The organism is Trueperella sp. LYQ143 (assembly GCF_046599595.1).
Taxonomy (GTDB): Bacteria; Actinomycetota; Actinomycetes; order Actinomycetales; family Actinomycetaceae; genus Trueperella.
The window spans coordinates 64,635-82,630 of sequence record NZ_JBKIWR010000009.1; the positions used below are offsets into that span (position 1 = coordinate 64,635).

The 17,996-nt window shown below is 54.8% G+C and carries 17 protein-coding genes; 10 read left to right on the plus strand and 7 right to left on the minus strand.

Annotated elements, in window-relative coordinates:
• Window positions 1-138: 138 nt before the first annotated feature.
• The 8 genes from ACLHIL_RS04520 to deoC all read left to right on the plus strand — a co-directional run bounded on the left by ACLHIL_RS04520 (window position 139) and on the right by deoC (window position 8,828).
• Window positions 139-1,221 (plus strand): BMP family lipoprotein, encoded by a 1,083-nt coding sequence (locus ACLHIL_RS04520; RefSeq protein ID WP_411296762.1) that lies wholly within the window; start codon window positions 139-141, stop codon window positions 1,219-1,221.
• 85 nt (window positions 1,222-1,306) lie between these two features.
• Window positions 1,307-2,863 carry an ABC transporter ATP-binding protein gene (locus ACLHIL_RS04525; RefSeq protein ID WP_411296763.1) on the plus strand — a complete coding sequence of 519 codons (1,557 nt, stop codon included), beginning with the start codon at window positions 1,307-1,309 and terminating at the stop codon, window positions 2,861-2,863.
• Entirely contained in the window at window positions 2,863-4,203 is a 1,341-nt protein-coding gene (locus ACLHIL_RS04530; RefSeq protein ID WP_411296764.1) for an ABC transporter permease, read from the plus strand. The genes ACLHIL_RS04525 and ACLHIL_RS04530 overlap by 1 nt, the downstream gene beginning before the upstream one ends.
• Window positions 4,200-5,510: an ABC transporter permease gene (locus ACLHIL_RS04535; RefSeq protein WP_411296765.1), complete on the plus strand. Its 1,311-nt coding sequence runs from the start codon at window positions 4,200-4,202 to the stop codon at window positions 5,508-5,510. Before ACLHIL_RS04530 ends, ACLHIL_RS04535 begins: the two co-directional genes overlap by 4 nt.
• A 5-nt stretch (window positions 5,511-5,515) precedes the next feature.
• Window positions 5,516-5,956: a cytidine deaminase gene (locus ACLHIL_RS04540; RefSeq protein ID WP_411296766.1), complete on the plus strand. Its 441-nt coding sequence runs from the start codon at window positions 5,516-5,518 to the stop codon at window positions 5,954-5,956.
• A 53-nt stretch (window positions 5,957-6,009) separates the two neighbouring features.
• The gene (locus ACLHIL_RS04545; RefSeq protein WP_411296767.1) at window positions 6,010-7,296 is read left to right on the plus strand and encodes a thymidine phosphorylase; all 1,287 of its coding nucleotides are present in this window, start codon (window positions 6,010-6,012) and stop codon (window positions 7,294-7,296) included.
• 93 nt (window positions 7,297-7,389) lie between these two features.
• The gene (locus ACLHIL_RS04550; RefSeq protein ID WP_411296768.1) at window positions 7,390-8,178 is read left to right on the plus strand and encodes a hypothetical protein; all 789 of its coding nucleotides are present in this window, start codon (window positions 7,390-7,392) and stop codon (window positions 8,176-8,178) included.
• A complete protein-coding gene (gene deoC / locus ACLHIL_RS04555) occupies window positions 8,175-8,828 on the plus strand; it encodes a deoxyribose-phosphate aldolase (protein ID WP_411296769.1) in 654 nt (217 codons plus the stop codon). Before ACLHIL_RS04550 ends, deoC begins: the two co-directional genes overlap by 4 nt.
• Before the next feature lie 164 nt (window positions 8,829-8,992).
• Here deoC and ACLHIL_RS04560 read toward each other — a convergent pair whose 3' ends face one another.
• From ACLHIL_RS04560 to ACLHIL_RS04570, 3 genes are all read right to left on the minus strand, one after another.
• Window positions 8,993-10,678 (minus strand): phospho-sugar mutase, encoded by a 1,686-nt coding sequence (locus ACLHIL_RS04560; protein WP_411296770.1) that lies wholly within the window; start codon window positions 10,676-10,678, stop codon window positions 8,993-8,995.
• On the minus strand, window positions 10,679-11,485 hold the full coding sequence (locus ACLHIL_RS04565) for a purine-nucleoside phosphorylase (RefSeq protein ID WP_411296771.1): 807 nt from the start codon (window positions 11,483-11,485) through the stop codon (window positions 10,679-10,681).
• Window positions 11,486-11,578: 93 nt separating this feature from the next.
• Entirely contained in the window at window positions 11,579-12,625 is a 1,047-nt protein-coding gene (locus ACLHIL_RS04570; protein ID WP_411296772.1) for a sulfite exporter TauE/SafE family protein, read from the minus strand.
• Window positions 12,626-13,062: 437 nt separating this feature from the next.
• Here ACLHIL_RS04570 and ACLHIL_RS04575 point away from each other — a divergent pair, with 437 nt between their 5' ends.
• Together ACLHIL_RS04575 and ACLHIL_RS04580 are read left to right on the plus strand one after the other, a co-directional pair.
• Window positions 13,063-13,839 (plus strand): TIGR00730 family Rossman fold protein, encoded by a 777-nt coding sequence (locus ACLHIL_RS04575; RefSeq protein WP_411296773.1) that lies wholly within the window; start codon window positions 13,063-13,065, stop codon window positions 13,837-13,839.
• Between the two features lie 98 nt (window positions 13,840-13,937).
• Entirely contained in the window at window positions 13,938-14,111 is a 174-nt protein-coding gene (locus tag ACLHIL_RS04580) for a DUF3117 domain-containing protein (RefSeq protein ID WP_411296774.1), read from the plus strand.
• On the opposite strand, the gene ACLHIL_RS04585 is transcribed toward ACLHIL_RS04580, so the two are convergent.
• The 4 genes from ACLHIL_RS04585 to ACLHIL_RS04600 all read right to left on the minus strand — a co-directional run bounded on the left by ACLHIL_RS04585 (window position 14,108) and on the right by ACLHIL_RS04600 (window position 17,994).
• Window positions 14,108-14,737, minus strand: a complete 630-nt coding sequence (locus ACLHIL_RS04585) for an O-methyltransferase (RefSeq protein ID WP_411296775.1) — start codon at window positions 14,735-14,737, stop codon at window positions 14,108-14,110. The genes ACLHIL_RS04580 and ACLHIL_RS04585 overlap by 4 nt on opposite strands.
• A 247-nt stretch (window positions 14,738-14,984) precedes the next feature.
• The gene (locus ACLHIL_RS04590) at window positions 14,985-16,112 is read right to left on the minus strand and encodes an Mrp/NBP35 family ATP-binding protein (RefSeq protein WP_411296776.1); all 1,128 of its coding nucleotides are present in this window, start codon (window positions 16,110-16,112) and stop codon (window positions 14,985-14,987) included.
• Between the two features lie 18 nt (window positions 16,113-16,130).
• Entirely contained in the window at window positions 16,131-16,721 is a 591-nt protein-coding gene (locus ACLHIL_RS04595; RefSeq protein WP_411296777.1) for a DUF1003 domain-containing protein, read from the minus strand.
• Window positions 16,714-17,994 carry a magnesium transporter MgtE N-terminal domain-containing protein gene (locus ACLHIL_RS04600; protein WP_411296778.1) on the minus strand — a complete coding sequence of 427 codons (1,281 nt, stop codon included), beginning with the start codon at window positions 17,992-17,994 and terminating at the stop codon, window positions 16,714-16,716. The genes ACLHIL_RS04595 and ACLHIL_RS04600 overlap by 8 nt, the downstream gene beginning before the upstream one ends.
• Between the last annotated feature and the right edge of the window lie 2 nt (window positions 17,995-17,996).

Genomic DNA, 17,996 nt, shown 5'->3' on the forward strand with positions numbered 1-17,996 from the left:
CTTAGTGCGTATGAAGGCTGAGAAGAGTATGATGAATCTTCCCAACTTCACGCGACAAAACGCCCGCAAAGCGTTATTGTGTTGTGGTGGTACATCACAGAGGATGTGATGGGAAAACCCGTACGAAGGAGTAAATTCGTGAAGAATTTCAAGAAATTTGCCGCTATTGCTGCAGTGACGGCTATGGGTCTGACTGCGTGCTCTGGAGGAGATAAGGGTGGCTCTGGTTCTGGATCCGAAGGCGGATCGGGAGCAGAGGGCAAAGACTTCAAAGCATGTATCGTTTCGGATGCTGGCGGCTGGGATGATCGTTCGTTCAACGAATCGGCTAAGGTCGGTCTGGATGAGGCGGTCAAGGAACTCGGTATTAAGTCAGGAACTGCTGAGTCCTCCTCTGATTCGGACTTCGTGCCGAACGTTGAGGCAATGGTTTCCGATAACTGTAATATCATCATCGGCGTTGGCTTCAACCTTGAAGCTGCCATCCACGCCTCCGCTGAGCAGAACGCAGACATCAACTACGGCTTGGTCGATTCGACGTTCTCCAGCGATCTGAAGAACGCTCGTCCGTTGATCTTCAACACCGCTGAGGCGGCGTTCCTTGCTGGTTACGCGGCCGCTGGTATGACCAAGACGGGAACGGTTGCTACCTTCGGTGGTAAGCAGATTCCGTCCGTGTCGATCTTCATGGACGGCTTTGCTGATGGCGTTGCCAAGTACAACGAAGCAAAGGGCAAGAACGTCAAGCTTCTTGGCTGGGATAAGGCAAAGCAGACGGGCTCGTTCACCAATACGTTCGACGATCAGGCACTCGGCAAGCAGCAGGCTCAGCAGTTCCTCGATCAGGGTGCAGACATCATCATGCCAGTTGCTGGCCCGGTTGGTCTTGGCGCCGCTGCTGCGATCAAGGAAGCTGGAAATGCTTACATCATCGGTGTGGATACCGATTGGTACGTTTCCTCGCCGGATTACAAGTCGATCGTTCTGACCTCCGTCATGAAGGAAATTCCTGAGGCAGTTAAGAGCGTTATCAAGGATGCCGCTGAGGGCAAGTTCACCAACTCCCCGTACGTGGGAACGTTGGAGAATGATGGCGTCGGCATTGCTCCGTTCCACGATTTCGATTCCAAGGTTCCGGCTGAGCTGAAGTCCGAGCTGGAGAATCTGACGAAGCAGATCAAGTCCGGTGAACTCAAGATTGAGTCCCCGAACGCTCCGTAAGGTTTTCTCAGACTATTATCGATGAAAGCGAGGGCCCGACCCGTAGGGTCGGGTCCTCGTTGTCGGTAAAAGAAAGGCAAAAACCGTGAAACTCGAACTTAAAGGGATCACGAAGCGATTTGGTCCGTTAGTGGCCAATGACCATATCGACCTCGTTGTTGAGGAAGGGCATATTCACGCCCTGTTGGGTGAAAACGGTGCAGGCAAATCAACGCTGATGAATGTTCTGTACGGATTATACGATCCCGACGATGGTGAAATTCTTATTGATGGCAAACCAGTGTCCTTCAAAGGGCCAGGCGACGCTGTTGCCGCTGGCATTGGCATGGTCCATCAGCACTTCATGTTGATTCCGGTGTTTACTGTTGCCGAATCTGTTGCGCTTGGCTACGAACCAGTTGGGAAAGCCGGTCTCATTGATGTGAAGAAGGCACGGCAAACAGTGCTGGACGTGTCGGCAAAATTCGGCTTTGATCTTGATCCAGATGCGTTGATTGAGGATCTCCCGGTGGGCGCACAGCAGCGCGTGGAGATTATTAAGGCGCTTTCGCGCGATGCGAAGGTCCTTATTTTGGATGAACCTACCGCAGTGCTCACGCCGCAAGAGACTGATGAGCTCATGGCTATTATGCGTCAGTTAGCTGACGCTGGTACATCAATCGTCTTTATTACCCACAAACTGCGCGAAGTGCGTGCAGTGGCGAATGATATTACTGTTATTCGGCGCGGCAAAGTCGTCGGTGAGGCCGATCCGAACAGTACCGAATCTGAACTCGCCACCATGATGGTTGGGCGTCCGGTGATGATGAAAGTCGAAAAGAATCCGCCGAAGTTAGGTGGGACCGGACTTGAGGTAGAAAACCTAACAGCGTTCAATTCGGCAGGAACTCGCGTCCTCGATGATGTCTCCTTCAATGTTGAACGTGGAGAAATCGTGGCTATCGCTGGCGTTCAGGGGAACGGGCAAACCGAGCTTGCAGAAGCAATTATTGGTTTACTGGATCCGGCAGGTGGCTCACTGCGACTCAACGGCACGGATATTACGCATACTGGTGTGCGCAAGACGATCGAGGCTGGCGTTGGCCTTGTTCCAGAAGATCGTTCCAAGGACGGCGTTATCGCATCATTCTCTATTGCAGAGAATCTCATCCTCGATCAGTACCGCAACGTTCCGTTCTCAAAAGGCGGCGCATTGCGGCCCAAGGTCGTTATGAAGAATGCGCATGAGCGCGTTGACGAATTTGATATTCGATTGACTGCAGTGACTGATCCGATCTCGACTCTCTCCGGTGGAAACCAACAAAAGGTGGTTGTCGCCCGTGAGCTGTCGATGGATCTTGAACTACTCATTGTTAATCAGCCGACCCGTGGCGTTGACGTCGGATCGATTGAGTTTATTCATAAGCGCATTGTAGGAGTACGAGATGAGGGAACTCCGGTTCTGCTTGTCTCGTCGGAACTTGATGAGGTCGTCGCATTGGCTGATCGCATCGTGGTTATGTATCGCGGCCGGGTCATCGGTATTGTCCCGGCAGATACCTCGCGCAACGCATTGGGCCTGATGATGGCCGGCGTTCCGCAAGCAGAAGCCTTGGCTGCAGAGGATAGTTCTGCAACGGCGAAGATGGAGGAGGCTAAGTAATGTCAGGAAAGCACTCCGCGACCACTACCCGCAAAGCCGGCATTGGCACCTGGATAAAGGCCCTGCTGTACACCGGCTTGCGCTCAGGGTGGCTCGTGTCAATTCTTGCGGTGATTGTTGCCTTCATCGTCGGCACTGTCCTCATTATCATTTCGGGTGCCTCCATCAGCGAAGCATACTTTGCCATGTTCCGCGGTGCGATCTTCGATCCGAACGCCTCAACTTTCCAGCGGGCAATTAAACCGTTAACGGATTCCTTCTTCTATGCAATTCCGCTTATTATCAGTGGTTTGGGCTTAGCGTTCGGTTTCCGTGCCGGTCTGTTCAATATCGGTGGTACGGGCCAGCTCATTTTTGGTGCGTTGGCGGCAGTGTGGGTCGGTTTTAAGCTGACGCTGCCCCCGATTATTCACCCTCTGGTAGCGATCCTGGCCGGTATCGTAGCTGGTGCTCTGTACGCCGGTATCGCTGGTGCTCTCAAAGCACGAACGGGCGCCAACGAAGTTATTTTGACGATCATGTTGAACTCCATTGCCGCTTTGGCATTGAGTTTCATCCTGTTGCAGCCCTCGTGGCAGGTGCCGGGGACGTCATACCCGCAGACCCCACGAGTAGCTGAAAGCGCGGCGCTGACGAATCTATTCGGCTCGCCGTTCAAGTTGCATACCGGCATTATCGTGGCGATTATCGCCGTAATTGTGTTCTGGTGGATCCTGGAGCGTTCGACCTTCGGCTTTGAAGTACGCGCTGTTGGTGCTAATCCGAATGCGGCTCGCACTGCGGGTATCTCGGTAGGTAAGGTTACGACCTTCACCATGATGGTCTCTGGTTCTTTCCTGGGGCTTGCCGGCGCTAACGAAGCGCTCGGCTCTTTGGGGTATGTGGCTGGAAACGTCGCTGGTACTACCGGCGTTGATGCGATTACGGTAGCCCTGTTGGGGCGGAATAAACCGTTAGGGACGTTCTTTGCTGGCTTGCTGTTCGGTGCATTCAAGGCAGGCGGTTACACCATGCAAACTCGTGACGTTCCGATCGATATGATTCTGATTTTGCAGTCCACTATCGTCTTGCTGATTGCGGCTCCGGCCTTGGTGCGGTGGATTTTCCGTTTGCCGCGTGCCAACAACGTTACTCTGCGTCAGTACGTCACCTTAACAGAGATGGGTATTCCCGTTACTGCTGCGAATGCCGCAGATTTGGCAAAGACGGAGAAAGCATCTGGCACACGTCCTGCGGTGGCAGAAGAAAAGGAGAGCGAGTCGAGTGAACCTGAGGAGCCGGTAGCGGCTACAGCGAGCTCGGCAACGAACGACAATACGAAAGGGGATGATCTGCGATGAGCACGACAACAGAACAGACACATACGTCGCAGACTGTTGATGGATCGGCAGTTCAGAGCTCCCTGTCGTGGAAGCTACCAATTACGTATGGCTTTGCGTCGCTTTTGCTTTTGTTCTTTAGCTTAAAAGCACATGGCATGACCGTCCTGCGTTTGAACGATCGAGTTCAAAAGCTGACCTTAGATGACGTCTCCGTCAATGCTAGTGGCGTTTTGCTGGTATTTACTGTGATCGCTGTGATCGCAACCGGATGGTCAATTTTTAGTACCTTGAGCCGTGGGAAGTTTGGTCGTCTGGGCCGCTCACTCGATACCACTGCCATGATTGTGGTGGGTATCTTGACGGTCTTTGGCTTCATGGTATTCGCTGGCGCTGGATCCTCCGGCGTGGTGACCTTGACCTCCACCTTGGTATCAACGGTTGCTATCTCCACTCCGCTGATCTTCGGCGCACTCTCCGGTGTTGTCTGCGAGCGCGTGGGCGTGGTGAATATTGCTATTGAAGGTGAACTCTTGGCTGGCGCTTTCGCGGGCGTCATGGCAGCGTCGATCTTCCACACTCCGTGGGCGGGTTTGGTGGCTGCTCCGATCGCTGGTGCCTTCCTCGGTTGCCTGCTGACCTTGTTCTCCGTGCGCTATGGCGTTGACCAGATTATCGTCGGTGTCGTGCTCAACGTGTTGGCATTGGGCTTGACCTCCTTCTTCTTTGGCACGATCATGACGGGAGATCCGGGCAAGTTCAATACCAACCAGTTCTCCTTGCCGTCGATCAAGATCCCAGTCCTGTCGGAGATTCCGGTTATTGGCCCGGTGCTGTTCAATCAGACGGTTCTGGTGTACTTCATGTACGCCGCGATCATCTTCCTGTGGATCTTTATCTTCCGTTCTCGCTGGGGCTTGCGCCTACGTGCGTGCGGTGAGCATCCAAAGGCTGCAGATACGGTCGGTATTAACGTCAACCGGACCCGTACCCGCAATACGATCTTCGGATCGGCGCTAGCGGGCCTTGGTGGAGCTTTCTTCACTATCGGATCTGGTTTGGCGTTTAATGACAACATCTCTGCCGGTAACGGATACATCGCTCTGGCAGCAATGATTCTCGGCAAGTGGCATCCCATTGGGGCAACTGGGGCAGCTCTCATGTTCGGCTTCGCGCAGGCAATGGCCCGCTTGATCCCGAACTTGCACGGCGGTATTCCGTCGGATCTGGTCAATATGATTCCGTACATCGTGACGGTTATCGCGGTGGCTGGGTTCGTCGGCAAGTCTCGTGCTCCGGCGGCTGAGAACATTCCTTATCTGAAGTGAGTACCATGACTGAGACAATTGATTGGGATTATTTACGCGAACTCGCTATTGAAGCGATGGAAACAGCGTATGTTCCGTATTCTGGGTATCCTGTCGGAGCTGCTGGGCTAGTAGATGATGGTCGATTTGTTTCAGGATGCAATGTTGAAAACGCATCCTATGGGCTTGGTACGTGCGCTGAGAACGGGCTGGTATCCGCACTGGCCCGTTCCGGTGGCGGCCGTCTCGTTGCCGTATATTGCGTCAATGGGAATCGGGAAGCCGTAGTGCCATGCGGGCGCTGCCGCCAGTTACTCTTTGAGTTTGGTGGTCCACAACTGCAGGTATATATGCCGCAGGGCGGTCCGCAACCAATGACCTACGTTATTCCGCAGGCATTTGGTCCGCTATCACTTGGCGAAGTGAGCAGCGCAGCGAATATCGATCTATCACAGACTATTTTTTAATCGCTACCACGAGGCGGCCGTCAATGGCCGCCTCGTATCTTCAAAGGAGAATTATGACTGAGCGTTTCGACGCCGTCGATATTATTCGTATTAAACGAGACGGTGGCAAACTTTCTCTCGATGAGATCAACTGGACGATAGACGCATACACCCGTGGCGTCATCGGTGATGAACAGATGGCCGCATTGGCGATGGCTATTTTCCTTAACGGGATGGATCGTGAGGAGATTGCCCAGTGGACTGCGGCAATGATTGCTTCCGGTGAACGGATGAATTTTGCCTCTCTCGGAAAGCCAACCGCTGATAAGCACTCAACAGGTGGGGTTGGCGATAAGATCACCCTTCCGCTCGCTCCACTCGTAGCAGCTTTCGGTGTGGCAGTGCCCCAGCTATCCGGGCGCGGTTTAGGCCATACCGGAGGAACGCTGGATAAAATGGAGGCAATTCCTGGCTGGCGTGCTGATCTGTCAAATGACGAGATTATGCGCCAACTCGGGCAGGGGAGCGGGGCCGTTATCTGCGCGGCTGGTGCGGGTCTGGCACCGGCTGATAAGAAGCTCTACGCATTGCGTGACATCACCTCAACGGTAGAATGTGTACCGCTCATTGCCTCCTCGATTATGTCGAAGAAGATCGCAGAGGGGACGGATTCACTCGTCCTTGATGTCAAGGTCGGCTCGGGTGCTTTTATGAAAAACATTGAGCGTGCCCGTGAGCTGGCGCAGACGATGGTTAATCTGGGAACCGACGCGGGAGTCAAGACTGTCGCGCTGTTAACCAATATGGAAACCCCGCTCGGCTTGAAGATCGGAAACGGCTTAGAAGTCGAGGAATCCGTTGAGGTTCTTGCCGGTGGCGGCCCAGCAGACGTCGTAGATCTGACGATTGCATTAGCTCGTGAAATGCTTACTGCGGCTGGTCAGCCAGATGCCGATGTTGAAGGCGCGCTCAAGGATGGGCGAGCGATGGACGTGTGGCGCAAGATGGTGGTCGAACAAGGCGGCGATCCAGACGCACCCATGCCGACCTCGCGCTTTACTCATGACGTTATTGCTCCAGCAGATGGTGTGCTCTCGCGTTTGGATGCGTTGAGCGTTGGGGTTGCTTCGTGGCGTTTGGGTGCTGGGCGCGCAGCTAAGGGCGATCCCGTCCAAGCAGCGGCAGGTATCGAACTCTTCGCGAAACCAGGTGACGAGGTTCGTGCTGGTCAGAAGCTGATGACCCTGCATACGGATGAAGAAGGACGAATCCCGCGGGCGATGGAATCCCTGGAAGGCAGCTTTGACATCGGAGAATACGCCGATGTGCCAGGCAACGTCGTACTGGAACGTATTGACTAAAACCCTGCGCGTGCGGCATCTGCACCGATGCCGCACGCCTCGTCATCTGTCAGCTATAGGGATAGATAAGAAAAGGAAACAGGTGCTGGGTATATGCCAGTAAATCTTGCTGCGCTGTTGAGCCGAGTTGCTCCTCCAGTTACTAGTTCAGTGGCGATGGGCTGGCCACAGATTAGAGATCCTAGCACCGACGCTGCTTTTGCGGCGATGGATGAGTACGCTTCCTATGGCGTTCCCATGCAGATTGGGGGATATACGCTTCGCCAGTCAACCCCATACACCTGTGGGGCGATGGTCGTTCTTCTGGCTCGGTACCTCTGCGATACCGACTTTCGTCAGCATCTCGATGCCAATCCACACCGGATTGCTGAATACGAGGTGGAGATTTTCGATCAGATACGGCGAAATCAGCAGGGAATTCGGCTCTGGCCGCGACGCTGGGGAAGCCCGCCGTGGCTACTAGCTCAGACGATGAGCAATATATTAGCTCAATGCTCGGATTCGCCTGACGGGAAGCAAACACGGGTATGTTACTGGGATCGCCCGGTCGCTCCCCATACCGAATTAGGGCACACCATTGTTGACTGGATACTGCATGCGACGTGTTGTGGGTATCCCATCCCGCTCTATACCGGAGGCGATCTGCGTTCCGGCGTGCGGGCCGCTATCCCGCGTCACGTCGTCCTGGCGTTACCCGGAGCTGGAACAACACCCGAAGGAATCCCAGAAATTGCGATATATGATCCTGCCTCTGGCAAGATATATCGAGTCCCGATTTATGCGTTGGCGGATAGAGAAACCCCGCTGGCAGCTTTTGGGCACTGGACACATATTGTGTGGGCGGTGCTTGCTAATCAACATGATAAGGAGTTAATGCAATGACTGATGTTGCGCGTATGATCGACCACACGCTACTCAAGCCGGAAGCCACGATTGAGGACGTGCGCGCCCTTATTGAGGAAGCCAAAGAGCTGGGAACGTACTCAGTGTGCGTCTCCCCGTCAATGCTTCCATTACCGGAAGATATTGACTTTGGTGACGTGAAACTTGCGGTGGTATGCGGCTTCCCCTCTGGTGCGGTCGCCTCGGAGATTAAGGCTGCGGAGGCTGCTCGTGCAGTGGCTGCCGGGGCAGATGAGGTCGATATGGTTATTAATCTCGGCTATGCCAAGGAGCATGACTGGGAAGCCTTAGAATATGACATTGCTGTTGTGCGCGACGCGATTCCGTATGCGGTTCTGAAGGTCATTATTGAGTCGGCAGCGTTGACGGACGATGAGATCGTTGCAGCCTGCGAATGTGCAAAGACGGCCGGTGCAGATTTTGTTAAGACGTCAACGGGATTCCATCCGGCAGGTGGTGCCTCCGTTCATGCGGTGGAATTAATGAAGCAAACGGTCGGCGAAGAGCTGGAAGTAAAGGCCTCGGGTGGTATTCGTGACGCCCAGACGGCTCAAGCAATGATTGCGGCAGGGGCAACGCGCCTGGGGTTGTCTGCCTCGCGCGCGGTGCTAGCGGGAATTACCGAATAATAGCTTTCTAAACGATGTGGGGTGCTCCTGGATCTTCCAGGACCACCCCACATTATTGCTAGCGTGCCCGGCTAATATGCGGTGCTCACCGTCGCGAGAACACGTGTGAGAGTGTTCTCGGCTGTGGCTAACTGTGTATCCCGCATATCGGCCCAGGTAGCGCGCTATACGCCAAGCATGGCAGAGACGTCAGCCTTGAAACGTTCCATGCGTTCGACAGCAGCGCTACGAGCAGCATCGAGTTCAGCCGCATCGGAAACCGGAACAATCACTTCTAGGTAGCATTTAACCTTAGGTTCTGTTCCGGAAGGGCGCACGATGACGCGATCACCGTCTGCGGTGACGATTCGCATGGCGTCGGTAGGAGGCAACGAAGGGCTGCCATTCGATAGATCCTCTACACAGGCTACTGGTGTTCCGATTAACTCAGTGGGTGGCTCATTGCGCACCTTTGCCATTGTGGCCGGAATAATGGCAAGATCTTGCACGCGCACGGTCACAGGGGCAGTGTGGTACACTCCGTGGCGAATTGCTAGCCGGTCTAATTCGGCTTGCAGAGTCGTGCCCTCCGCTTTGAGTTGGGCGGCTGTGACGGCAACGACCAGACCAGCGCTGACACCATCCTTATCTTTAACAACATCTGGATTGACGCAGAAACCGATAGCCTCTTCGTACCCGTAGAGAATTTCTGGCGCACGCGCAATCCATTTGAAGCCAGTCAGGGTAGCTTCGTAACCTAAACCGTGATGGCCAGCAATCTGCTCAAGTAACTGCGAGGACACGATAGAGGAGGCAAGATTTCCGGTGATGCCTCGGGAAACTGCCTGACGGGCAGCCTGTTCGCCGAGGATTGATCCGATCTCATCACCGGAGAGCTGACGCCATCCCTGTGGCGTGGGAATAGCTACCGAGCAGCGATCCGCGTCGGGATCAGAGGCGATAATAATATCGGCATCGACGTCTTGGGCAACCGCGATTGCTTCATTAAGTGCGCCCGCTTCCTCCGGATTCGGGAAAGCAACCGTGGGGAAGGCCGGATCCGGATTGATCTGGCTGGGAACCGTGATGACGTCAGTGAATCCGGCAGCGGCAAAGAGTGGGGCAACGAGAGAGTTGCCTACACCATGCATTGCAGTGTAGACAATTTTAAGATCGCGTGGACCTGCGGGGGTGCGAGTCAGTGTATCGGCAATGTAATCGTCAATGAGGGATTCGTCAATCATCTGCCAGCCCTGGCCCATAGGTACCTCATTAGCTGGCGGAGCGGCGGCAATCTTATCGGCGATTTGCGCATCGACTGGAGGAACAATCTGCACGCCACGCCCGTCAGCATCAACAGAACGACCGCCTAGATAGACCTTGTAGCCGTTATCTTTTGGCGGATTATGCGAGGCGGTGACCATTACGCCAGCATCGGCGTTGAGTTTGCGCACTGCGTATGCCAGGAGCGGGGTCGGAAGCGGGCGTGGCATGAGGAGCGCTTTTGCCCCCGCGGCCTGCACGATCGCTGCCGTATCTTGTGCGAATTCTTGGGAGTGATAGCGGGCATCAAAACCAATGACGACAACTGCTTCCTGATCGACGTATTCCTGCAACCAGGCGACCAGGCCGGCGGCAGCACGACGCACAACCGCAGCATTCATTCGATTCGGGCCAGCTTCCATCACACCGCGCAAACCGGCAGTGCCAAACTTGAGCGAACCAGCGAACCGATCGCTGAGATCGGCGTGAGCATGAGCGTCGCCACCTTCGGCGCGCTCTAATAGTTCCGTCAGTTCAGCTTGATCTGCTGGGGAAGGGTCGGCAGCGATCCACTGGCGTACTGCGGTAAAGAGTTCAGTATCAGTCATTTACATATCCTTCGTCATTGAGTCGATAATGTCTGCCAGAAGGCGTGAAATACGTGGGCCAGCGTTCCGACCCGCTTCTAGCACTTCGTGATGATCAAGTTTATGTGAAGCAACGCCCGCAGCCAGGTTTGTTACGAGAGATATGCCGAGGATCTCCATACCGGCCTCGCGAGCAGCGATAGCTTCTAATGCGGTAGACATGCCGACGAGATCGCCGCCAAGGAGCGCTGCCATTCGAACTTCGGCCGGGGTTTCGTAGTGTGGGCCAGGGAATTGAACGTAGACACCTTCCGGCAATTGCGGATCAACCCGATGTGCTAAATCGCGTAACCGCTGTGAATACAGATCGGTCAGATCAACGAATTGTGCTCCTTCGAGGGGAGAGGCCGCAGTGAGATTGATGTGATCGCGAATGAGAACAGCACTTCCAGGGCCGGTTGCTTCTCGGGTCGAGCCGCAACCGTTGGTTAAAATGCAAATCTTTGCTCCACTTGCTGCAGCGGTGCGAACCCCGTGGGCGACTGCACGCACGCCTTTACCCTCGTAGTAGTGGGTACGTGCCCCGAGGACCAGAGCGTGCTTTCCGCTTCGTAGTTTGATTGAGGTCAGTTTACCGGCATGCCCGGCAACTCCCGAGACGGAAAAGCCTGGAACCTCGTCGGCTGCCAACTCGGCGACCACCTCACCGATCAGATCGGCAGCCCCGCCCCAGCCTGAGCCGAGTGTTAATGCAATGTCATGTTGAGTTACGCCCGTTCTTTGCGCAATTACCTGTGCGGCATCTTGGGCTAATTTGTGTGGATTCATAGGTAATACGGTAGCGCAGTATGCCCAGATGCGGGGTAAGAAATGCCGAATAATCCGATGAATTGTGCGCACGGAGAACCCGAAGAAAACAGGTTATGCGGTGAAAAAGCTCAGGATGATGGTCATAACCGCAACCCCGAATAGTAACAGTGCGAAGCCTAACGATAAGGTTGTGTTCTTTGCCCGACGCGATAGCGGCGCTCCGAGTGCGCTGCCGATCAGAGAAGCCGCCCCAAACAGGATGACGATATGCCAGATGATATGAACAGGTGTACCGATGCGCCCCACCAGCCCGGCGGCTGAGGTAAGGAACATGACCAAGACGGATGTGCCGGTCGCTTCGAGCATGGGGAAACCAAAAATGGCAACCAAGACGGGAACAACGGCAAATCCGCCACCAACTCCGAACACCCCGCACAAGAGTCCGACGCTTGCGCCTGCCGTTGCCATTGCCCACCAACGCGGCGCAGGGGCTGAGGTAGGTGCTGGAGGAAGGTGAACGCTAGGTGGCGGTGTTGAGCTGGGCAGATATGTTGAGTCGCTAGGTAGAGACGTTGAATCCGGTGAAGATACCGGAGGGTAATGGCTGGGTATAACCGCGGGTACCTGCGAGGGATCCTCATCGCTATATTCCGAATCAGAATAGGGGATAGCAGCAGATGTAACTGCCCCCTGGTCTACCTCGGGTGATGTGGCGGGCACATAATGAGCGAGCGTATTGCTGGGGCGTGCATTGTGAGCGGGCACGTCATGAGTGGAAAGGGCGGATCCGCCAGATTCCCTTCGCCAACGCCAGAGCATATAGCAGCCAGCACAAAAGACGACTCCGGCGAAGGCAAACATGAGCGCAGTGGGATTGCATAAGGGTGCTAAACGTGCGCCGGCAATAGCACTAACAGAGCTGACAGCAGCAAATGTGCATCCGTCCCGCCAATGCACGCAGCGGTGCTTTGCATGGGAGAACAGGGCAGCGCAGGCCGATAGGGAGACGATAATCAGGGATTCAGCGGCCGCATTATGAGGAGTGTGGTGTAAGAGATACACCAGGGCAGGTATGGAGAGGATACCGCCGCCTGCGCCCAGTATTCCGACGATGAGACCAATCCCTAATCCAGCGCCTAGTGCAATTACCCATTCCATATTCGTTCAGCCTAATTCCTTGATGACGTGGGACCAAACTATGTGCAATGATCGCGCTATTTTGCACCTGTCTACCGTCGTGTCTGTCGGTGCAAAGAACCTAATAAATAAGGGCGGATAAAAGGAATTCTAGGGAAGAACGGGGATAGTGAGGCCAGCAAAGCAGAGAAAATCGCGCTGTACACATGCTTTTTAGCGCACAAGAGGAACTAGCCGATGATAGGAGTAATGGATACAGCCAAAGCGGTGAATACAATAACGGGCTAACCAATCCCAGCACCCAGGGAGCCCACAAGCCAACGGATTGACCATAAGGCAACCGCCCTGACCATGCGCCAACAGGAATTGACGATGAAACGCCACGAATAGCCCAATACAGATTCGCGCAACGCGTGAACACTGCACAGTATGCAGACAATATCGGTAGCCTGTGAAGTATGTCGAAAAGTATGCATAACTATCACAAAGGTCCGGTGACGTTGCGGGGCAAGCAAATCCCCCAGATGACCACCGACGCGCAGTTATTGCGCTCGCTACAAGATTCGTCGTTTATTCATAGCGATCCGTGGCGTATCATGCGCATCCAAGCAGAGTTTGTAGAAGGCTTCGATGCGCTCGCGGAGCTGGGGCCGGCAATTTCAATCTTTGGTTCTGCTCGGCTACACCCCGATAGCCCCTATTATCAGCTCGCTGAACGTATCTCCAAAGGTCTTGTGGAGCAGGGCTATGCCGTCATCACAGGGGGCGGGCCAGGCATTATGGAAGCCGGTAATAAAGGGACGATGGAATCTGGAGGAACCTCCGTCGGCTTAGGCATTGAATTACCCTTTGAACAGGGCATGAATGAATATGTCGATCTGGGGATCAACTTCCGGTATTTCTTTGTTCGCAAGATGATGTTCGTGAAGTACTCCCTTGGCTTCGTGGTATTGCCCGGTGGCTATGGCACAATGGACGAGCTATTTGAGGCGTTGACGCTAGTGCAAACACGTAAAGTCTCCTCATTCCCCGTTGTTCTCGTCGGGCGGGAATATTGGTCTGGGCTTATTGAATGGTTGACGTCTACCATGATGGTGCAGGGATATATCTCACCAGGAGACGACCAGCTCTTCACTGTTGTGGATACCGAGCAGGAGGCAGTGTCTGCAATCGTTGCGGGGGTGCATCGATTGGCTGAAGAAATGCGGGAAAGCAGCGAAACATCTGACGAATAATAAGATTCGTTATGAGGCGATGACGAAGCGCGGCGATTTCGCGTAGAATTATTCTCAAGAAGAGGCAGAGACGATCCTGCCTCGGAAGGAGAAACTCAATGGCAGCCATGAAACCGCGTACCGGCGACGGACCGTTAGAAGCGGAACGCGATATTCACGGAACGACGCTGAGAATGCCGCTCGAAGGCGGTGGGCGTCTCGTCTTGGAATTGAGTGATGACGAGGTGAAGTCCCTGCACGAGGTCCTTGCTGAGGTGCTAAAGCTAGCTTAACGCTTAACGCACACGATAAGACCATCCCCAAGGGGAATGAGGCTGGAGACGACGTCTTCAGCCTCAATTAGTTGCCGTCCTAAGTTACGCAAAGCCACGGTAGCTTCATCGCGTCGGGCTGGATCGGCAACTCGATCTGCGTTTAACGCATGAGTGACAATCAAAGTGCCGCCAGAGCGAAGCATACGCAGTGCTTCACAGGCGTCACCGGCGGCTTCGGCTGGATCGCCATCCAGGAGAACGAGATCATAGCCATTAGAGGCGAGCCGAGGGAGCATATCCGCGCTGCGCCCATTAATAAGCCGAACCCGCCCTGAGCGGATTCCAGCGGCAGTAAAATTCTCACGGGCCAGTGTTTGCGCCTCGGAATCAATGTCAATGCTTGTCAATACAGCATCGGGAACAGCATTAAGCAGATAGAGCCCCGATAGCCCCGTGCCGGTGCCGACTTCAGCAATCGTTTTTGCTGAGCCAAGTGACGCGAGAGTGGAAAGAAAACGGCCGGTAGCTGGTGAGAGCGTGCGAATCCCTAATTCGGCGGCATGTTGCCGCGATAGGCGCATAACGCCTTCTTCGACGATGATCTGTTCAGCGTAGGTCCAGGACTGGGCTTTATCGGCGGCCATCTTCTCTCCTTGAGTATGTGCATCTCCTATGGTACGTGCCCCGACGCGATTTAGCTGAGTATCGCGCCGAGGCACATGCCACGATATTGCGTTATTCGCGAGAATGGAGCACACGAGCACGCACGCGAGAGCGTGTGGCTACTCCGTGTGGCTGATTCTCACAAAACCGAATGAGCCACACGGAGCCCAAATGGGGTGGACACAGCCGAATCGAAATAACTGGGTTGCTTTGGAATGAGTGCTCGGATTAGAGCGGGGAAATTCCGAGATTGCGCCCAGATAAGCCACGGGCACGGTGGGCTAGGGTAGTGGCTACCTCCCGTAATGCAAGCTGGGCCGGGGATTCACCGTCTTGCCCAGCAATCGGCGTTCCCGCATCTCCGCCTTCACGCAGTTGCTGCTCCAAAGGAATCTGTGCGAGCAGCGGAACGGCATACCCTAATAGACGTGAGAGCTGCCCAGCGACGATTTGCCCGCCGCCGCTGCCGAATATCTCCATCGTTGAGCCGTCTGGCAACACTAAATGGGACATATTCTCGATGATGCCGACAACCCGTTGATCGGTCTGTGAGGCCATCATGCCGGCACGTTCAGCAACATCTGCCGCTGCGATTTGTGGGGTAGTGACCAAAATGATTTCGGCTGACGGGATGAGCTGAGCAACAGACAGGGCAATATCACCTGTTCCCGGCGGCAGATCAATGAGCAGTACGTCAAGATCGCCCCAGTAAACGTCGGCAAAGAACTGTTCTAACGCCCGATGCAGCATTGGCCCACGCCATACGACAGGCCCATTTTCTTGCATGAACATGCCAATCGAGATCGTTTTTACGCCGTGTGCCACCGGCGGGATAATCATATTATCGACGACCTGTGGCGGGGTGGAAACGCCCATCATAGTAGGGATAGAGAACCCGTAAATATCGGCATCTACCAGGCCGACTTTCAGCCCTTGGGCGGCCATCGCCACTGCCAAATTAACCGTCATTGACGATTTGCCAACGCCGCCTTTGCCGGAAGTTACCGCATAGACGCGAGTCAGATTCCCCGGCTGAGCAAAGGGAATTACTCGTTCCGGCTGACCGCCACGCAGCGTCTTGCGCAGCTCGGCTTTTTGCTCCTCACTCATGACGCCCATTTCAACCGATACGTGCTGGACTCCCTCTAGGGATGAAACAACCTCGTGAACATCGCGGGAAATGGTGTCCCGCAGGGGACAGCCTGCCGTCGTTAAATCAATACCGATGACGGCATCGCCGGTTTCTGAGATAGAGACAGAACGCACCATCCCAAGCTCGGTGATCGGACGGCGGATCTCTGGGTCAATCACCTTGGCGAGGGCGGCGGTGATGGTTTCAACACTGGGGATGGTCATATCGGTTATTCTCCTTAACTACTGTGAGATGTTCTCGCCGTTGCCAGGGTCTTCAAAGTGGGATAAGCGCTCGCGTAAGGCAGCAATTTCTGCTTCGCGATCGGCAAGTTGCGCACGCAAATCCTCGCGTTCGCTACTCTCACGCTCCGTATGCTGAGAAAGTTGGTCGTGAATCTCAGAGCGAACGAAATCTCGGGTGGCAAGATCCTGCATAGCGATGCGCAGTGAGGCGATCTCGCGGGTGAGGAACTCCGTATCAGCTAAGTTACGTTCGGCTCGTTGGCGATCATTCTCGGCCGTCACGCGATCGCGGTCATCTTGCCGGTTCTGTGCCAACAAGATAAGTGGTGCGGAATAGGAAGCCTGCAGGGAAAGCATGAGGGTCAGCGCGGTAAAGCCGAGAGAGGCGGAATCGAAACGTAAATGTTCCGGTGCCAGCGCATTCCATCCGATCCATATGACGACGAATACCGTCAGGTAGATCAAGAACGCCGGAGTTCCGGTAAAACGAGCGATCCGTTCGGCGACGATTCCGGTCGCCTCAGCGTCGGGTCGGTAAGAGAAACGACGCCGACGCTTTTCTAATGGCTGATCGAAGCTATCAGGCATCGTCATCCTCCTCATTGGCGTGTCGCTCATCAAATTCCGTATCAATGACGAGTTCGTCCTCGTCGCGCCAATCCTTAGGCAACAAGTGGTCGAGCACATCGTCCACCGAAACAGCGCCAACTAATAGACCACCATCAACAACAGGCAGAATCGTCAGATTATAGGTAGCCAATAGTCGAGTGATGGTGCCAATGCCGTCATCGGGATGCAGTGTTTCGACGTGGTCCACGATAGCGCCAACCATTTCAGAGGGCGGTTCGCGTAATGCACGTTGTAAATGCACGACTCCGATATATCGGCCGGTAGGCGTTTCGGTTGGTGGGCGAACGATAAAACATGCTGAGGCAACAGCCGGCGGCAGGTCTTGCCGGCGAGCTGCCGCCAAAGCCATAGCAACTGTAGCGTCTGGCGATAACACGATAGGCTCGGTCGTCATCAGACCGCCGGCGGTATGCTCGCCGTAGGACATCAATCGCCGCACATCGCGGGCGTCATCAGGTTGCATACGTGCCAGCAACATTTCTGCTTGTGCGGCGGGAAGCTCGTTGACCAAATCGGCAGCGTCATCCGGGGCCATCTCTTCGAGAATATCGGCAGCACGTTCCACCTCAAGAGCGCAGAGCACTGTAACGCGGTCGGCGTCCGACATTTCCTCAAGAACATCGGCCAGAATATCGTCGGACATGTACTTTGCGACGGAGATAACGCGCTCATCAGGTAATGCGGAAAGCAGATCGGCAATATCCGGAGCTTTCAGATTGTTAATCTGAGCCAGCAGGGCAGTGGCGGCTTGGTTGGCTGCGCGGGTACGCAGACCCGTAATCTCTGCAACGTCAACGATTTTGGTGTTCCCCGCGTCCAGGCTTCCGCGAGCCATTCTGACGTAGAGCGTCGTGAGTTGCCATTCACGGTGGCTTACCTGCTCAATGGCGGCGTCAAGGACGTGGGCGTTGCCAGAACCGTCGGTGAAATTGACCTGACGATCCAATAGCTCCCCGAGCACCATCGTCTCCGATGGGCGTTGCTCAAAGCGTCGGATATTGAGCAGACCAGTGGTAATGACCTGGCCGTTTTCCATAGAGGTGACGCGGGTCAGCGGAAGGAACACACGGCGTTTGCCCGATACCTCAACGACAAGCCCGACTGCTGACGGGTTGCCGCGCAACCGAAAGACAACCACCACGTCTTGTACTTTCCCAACGCGGTCGCCAATCGGATCAAAAACGGGTGCGCCAGCTAGCCGGCCAACAAAAACGCGCGTTCCGGATGCCATAT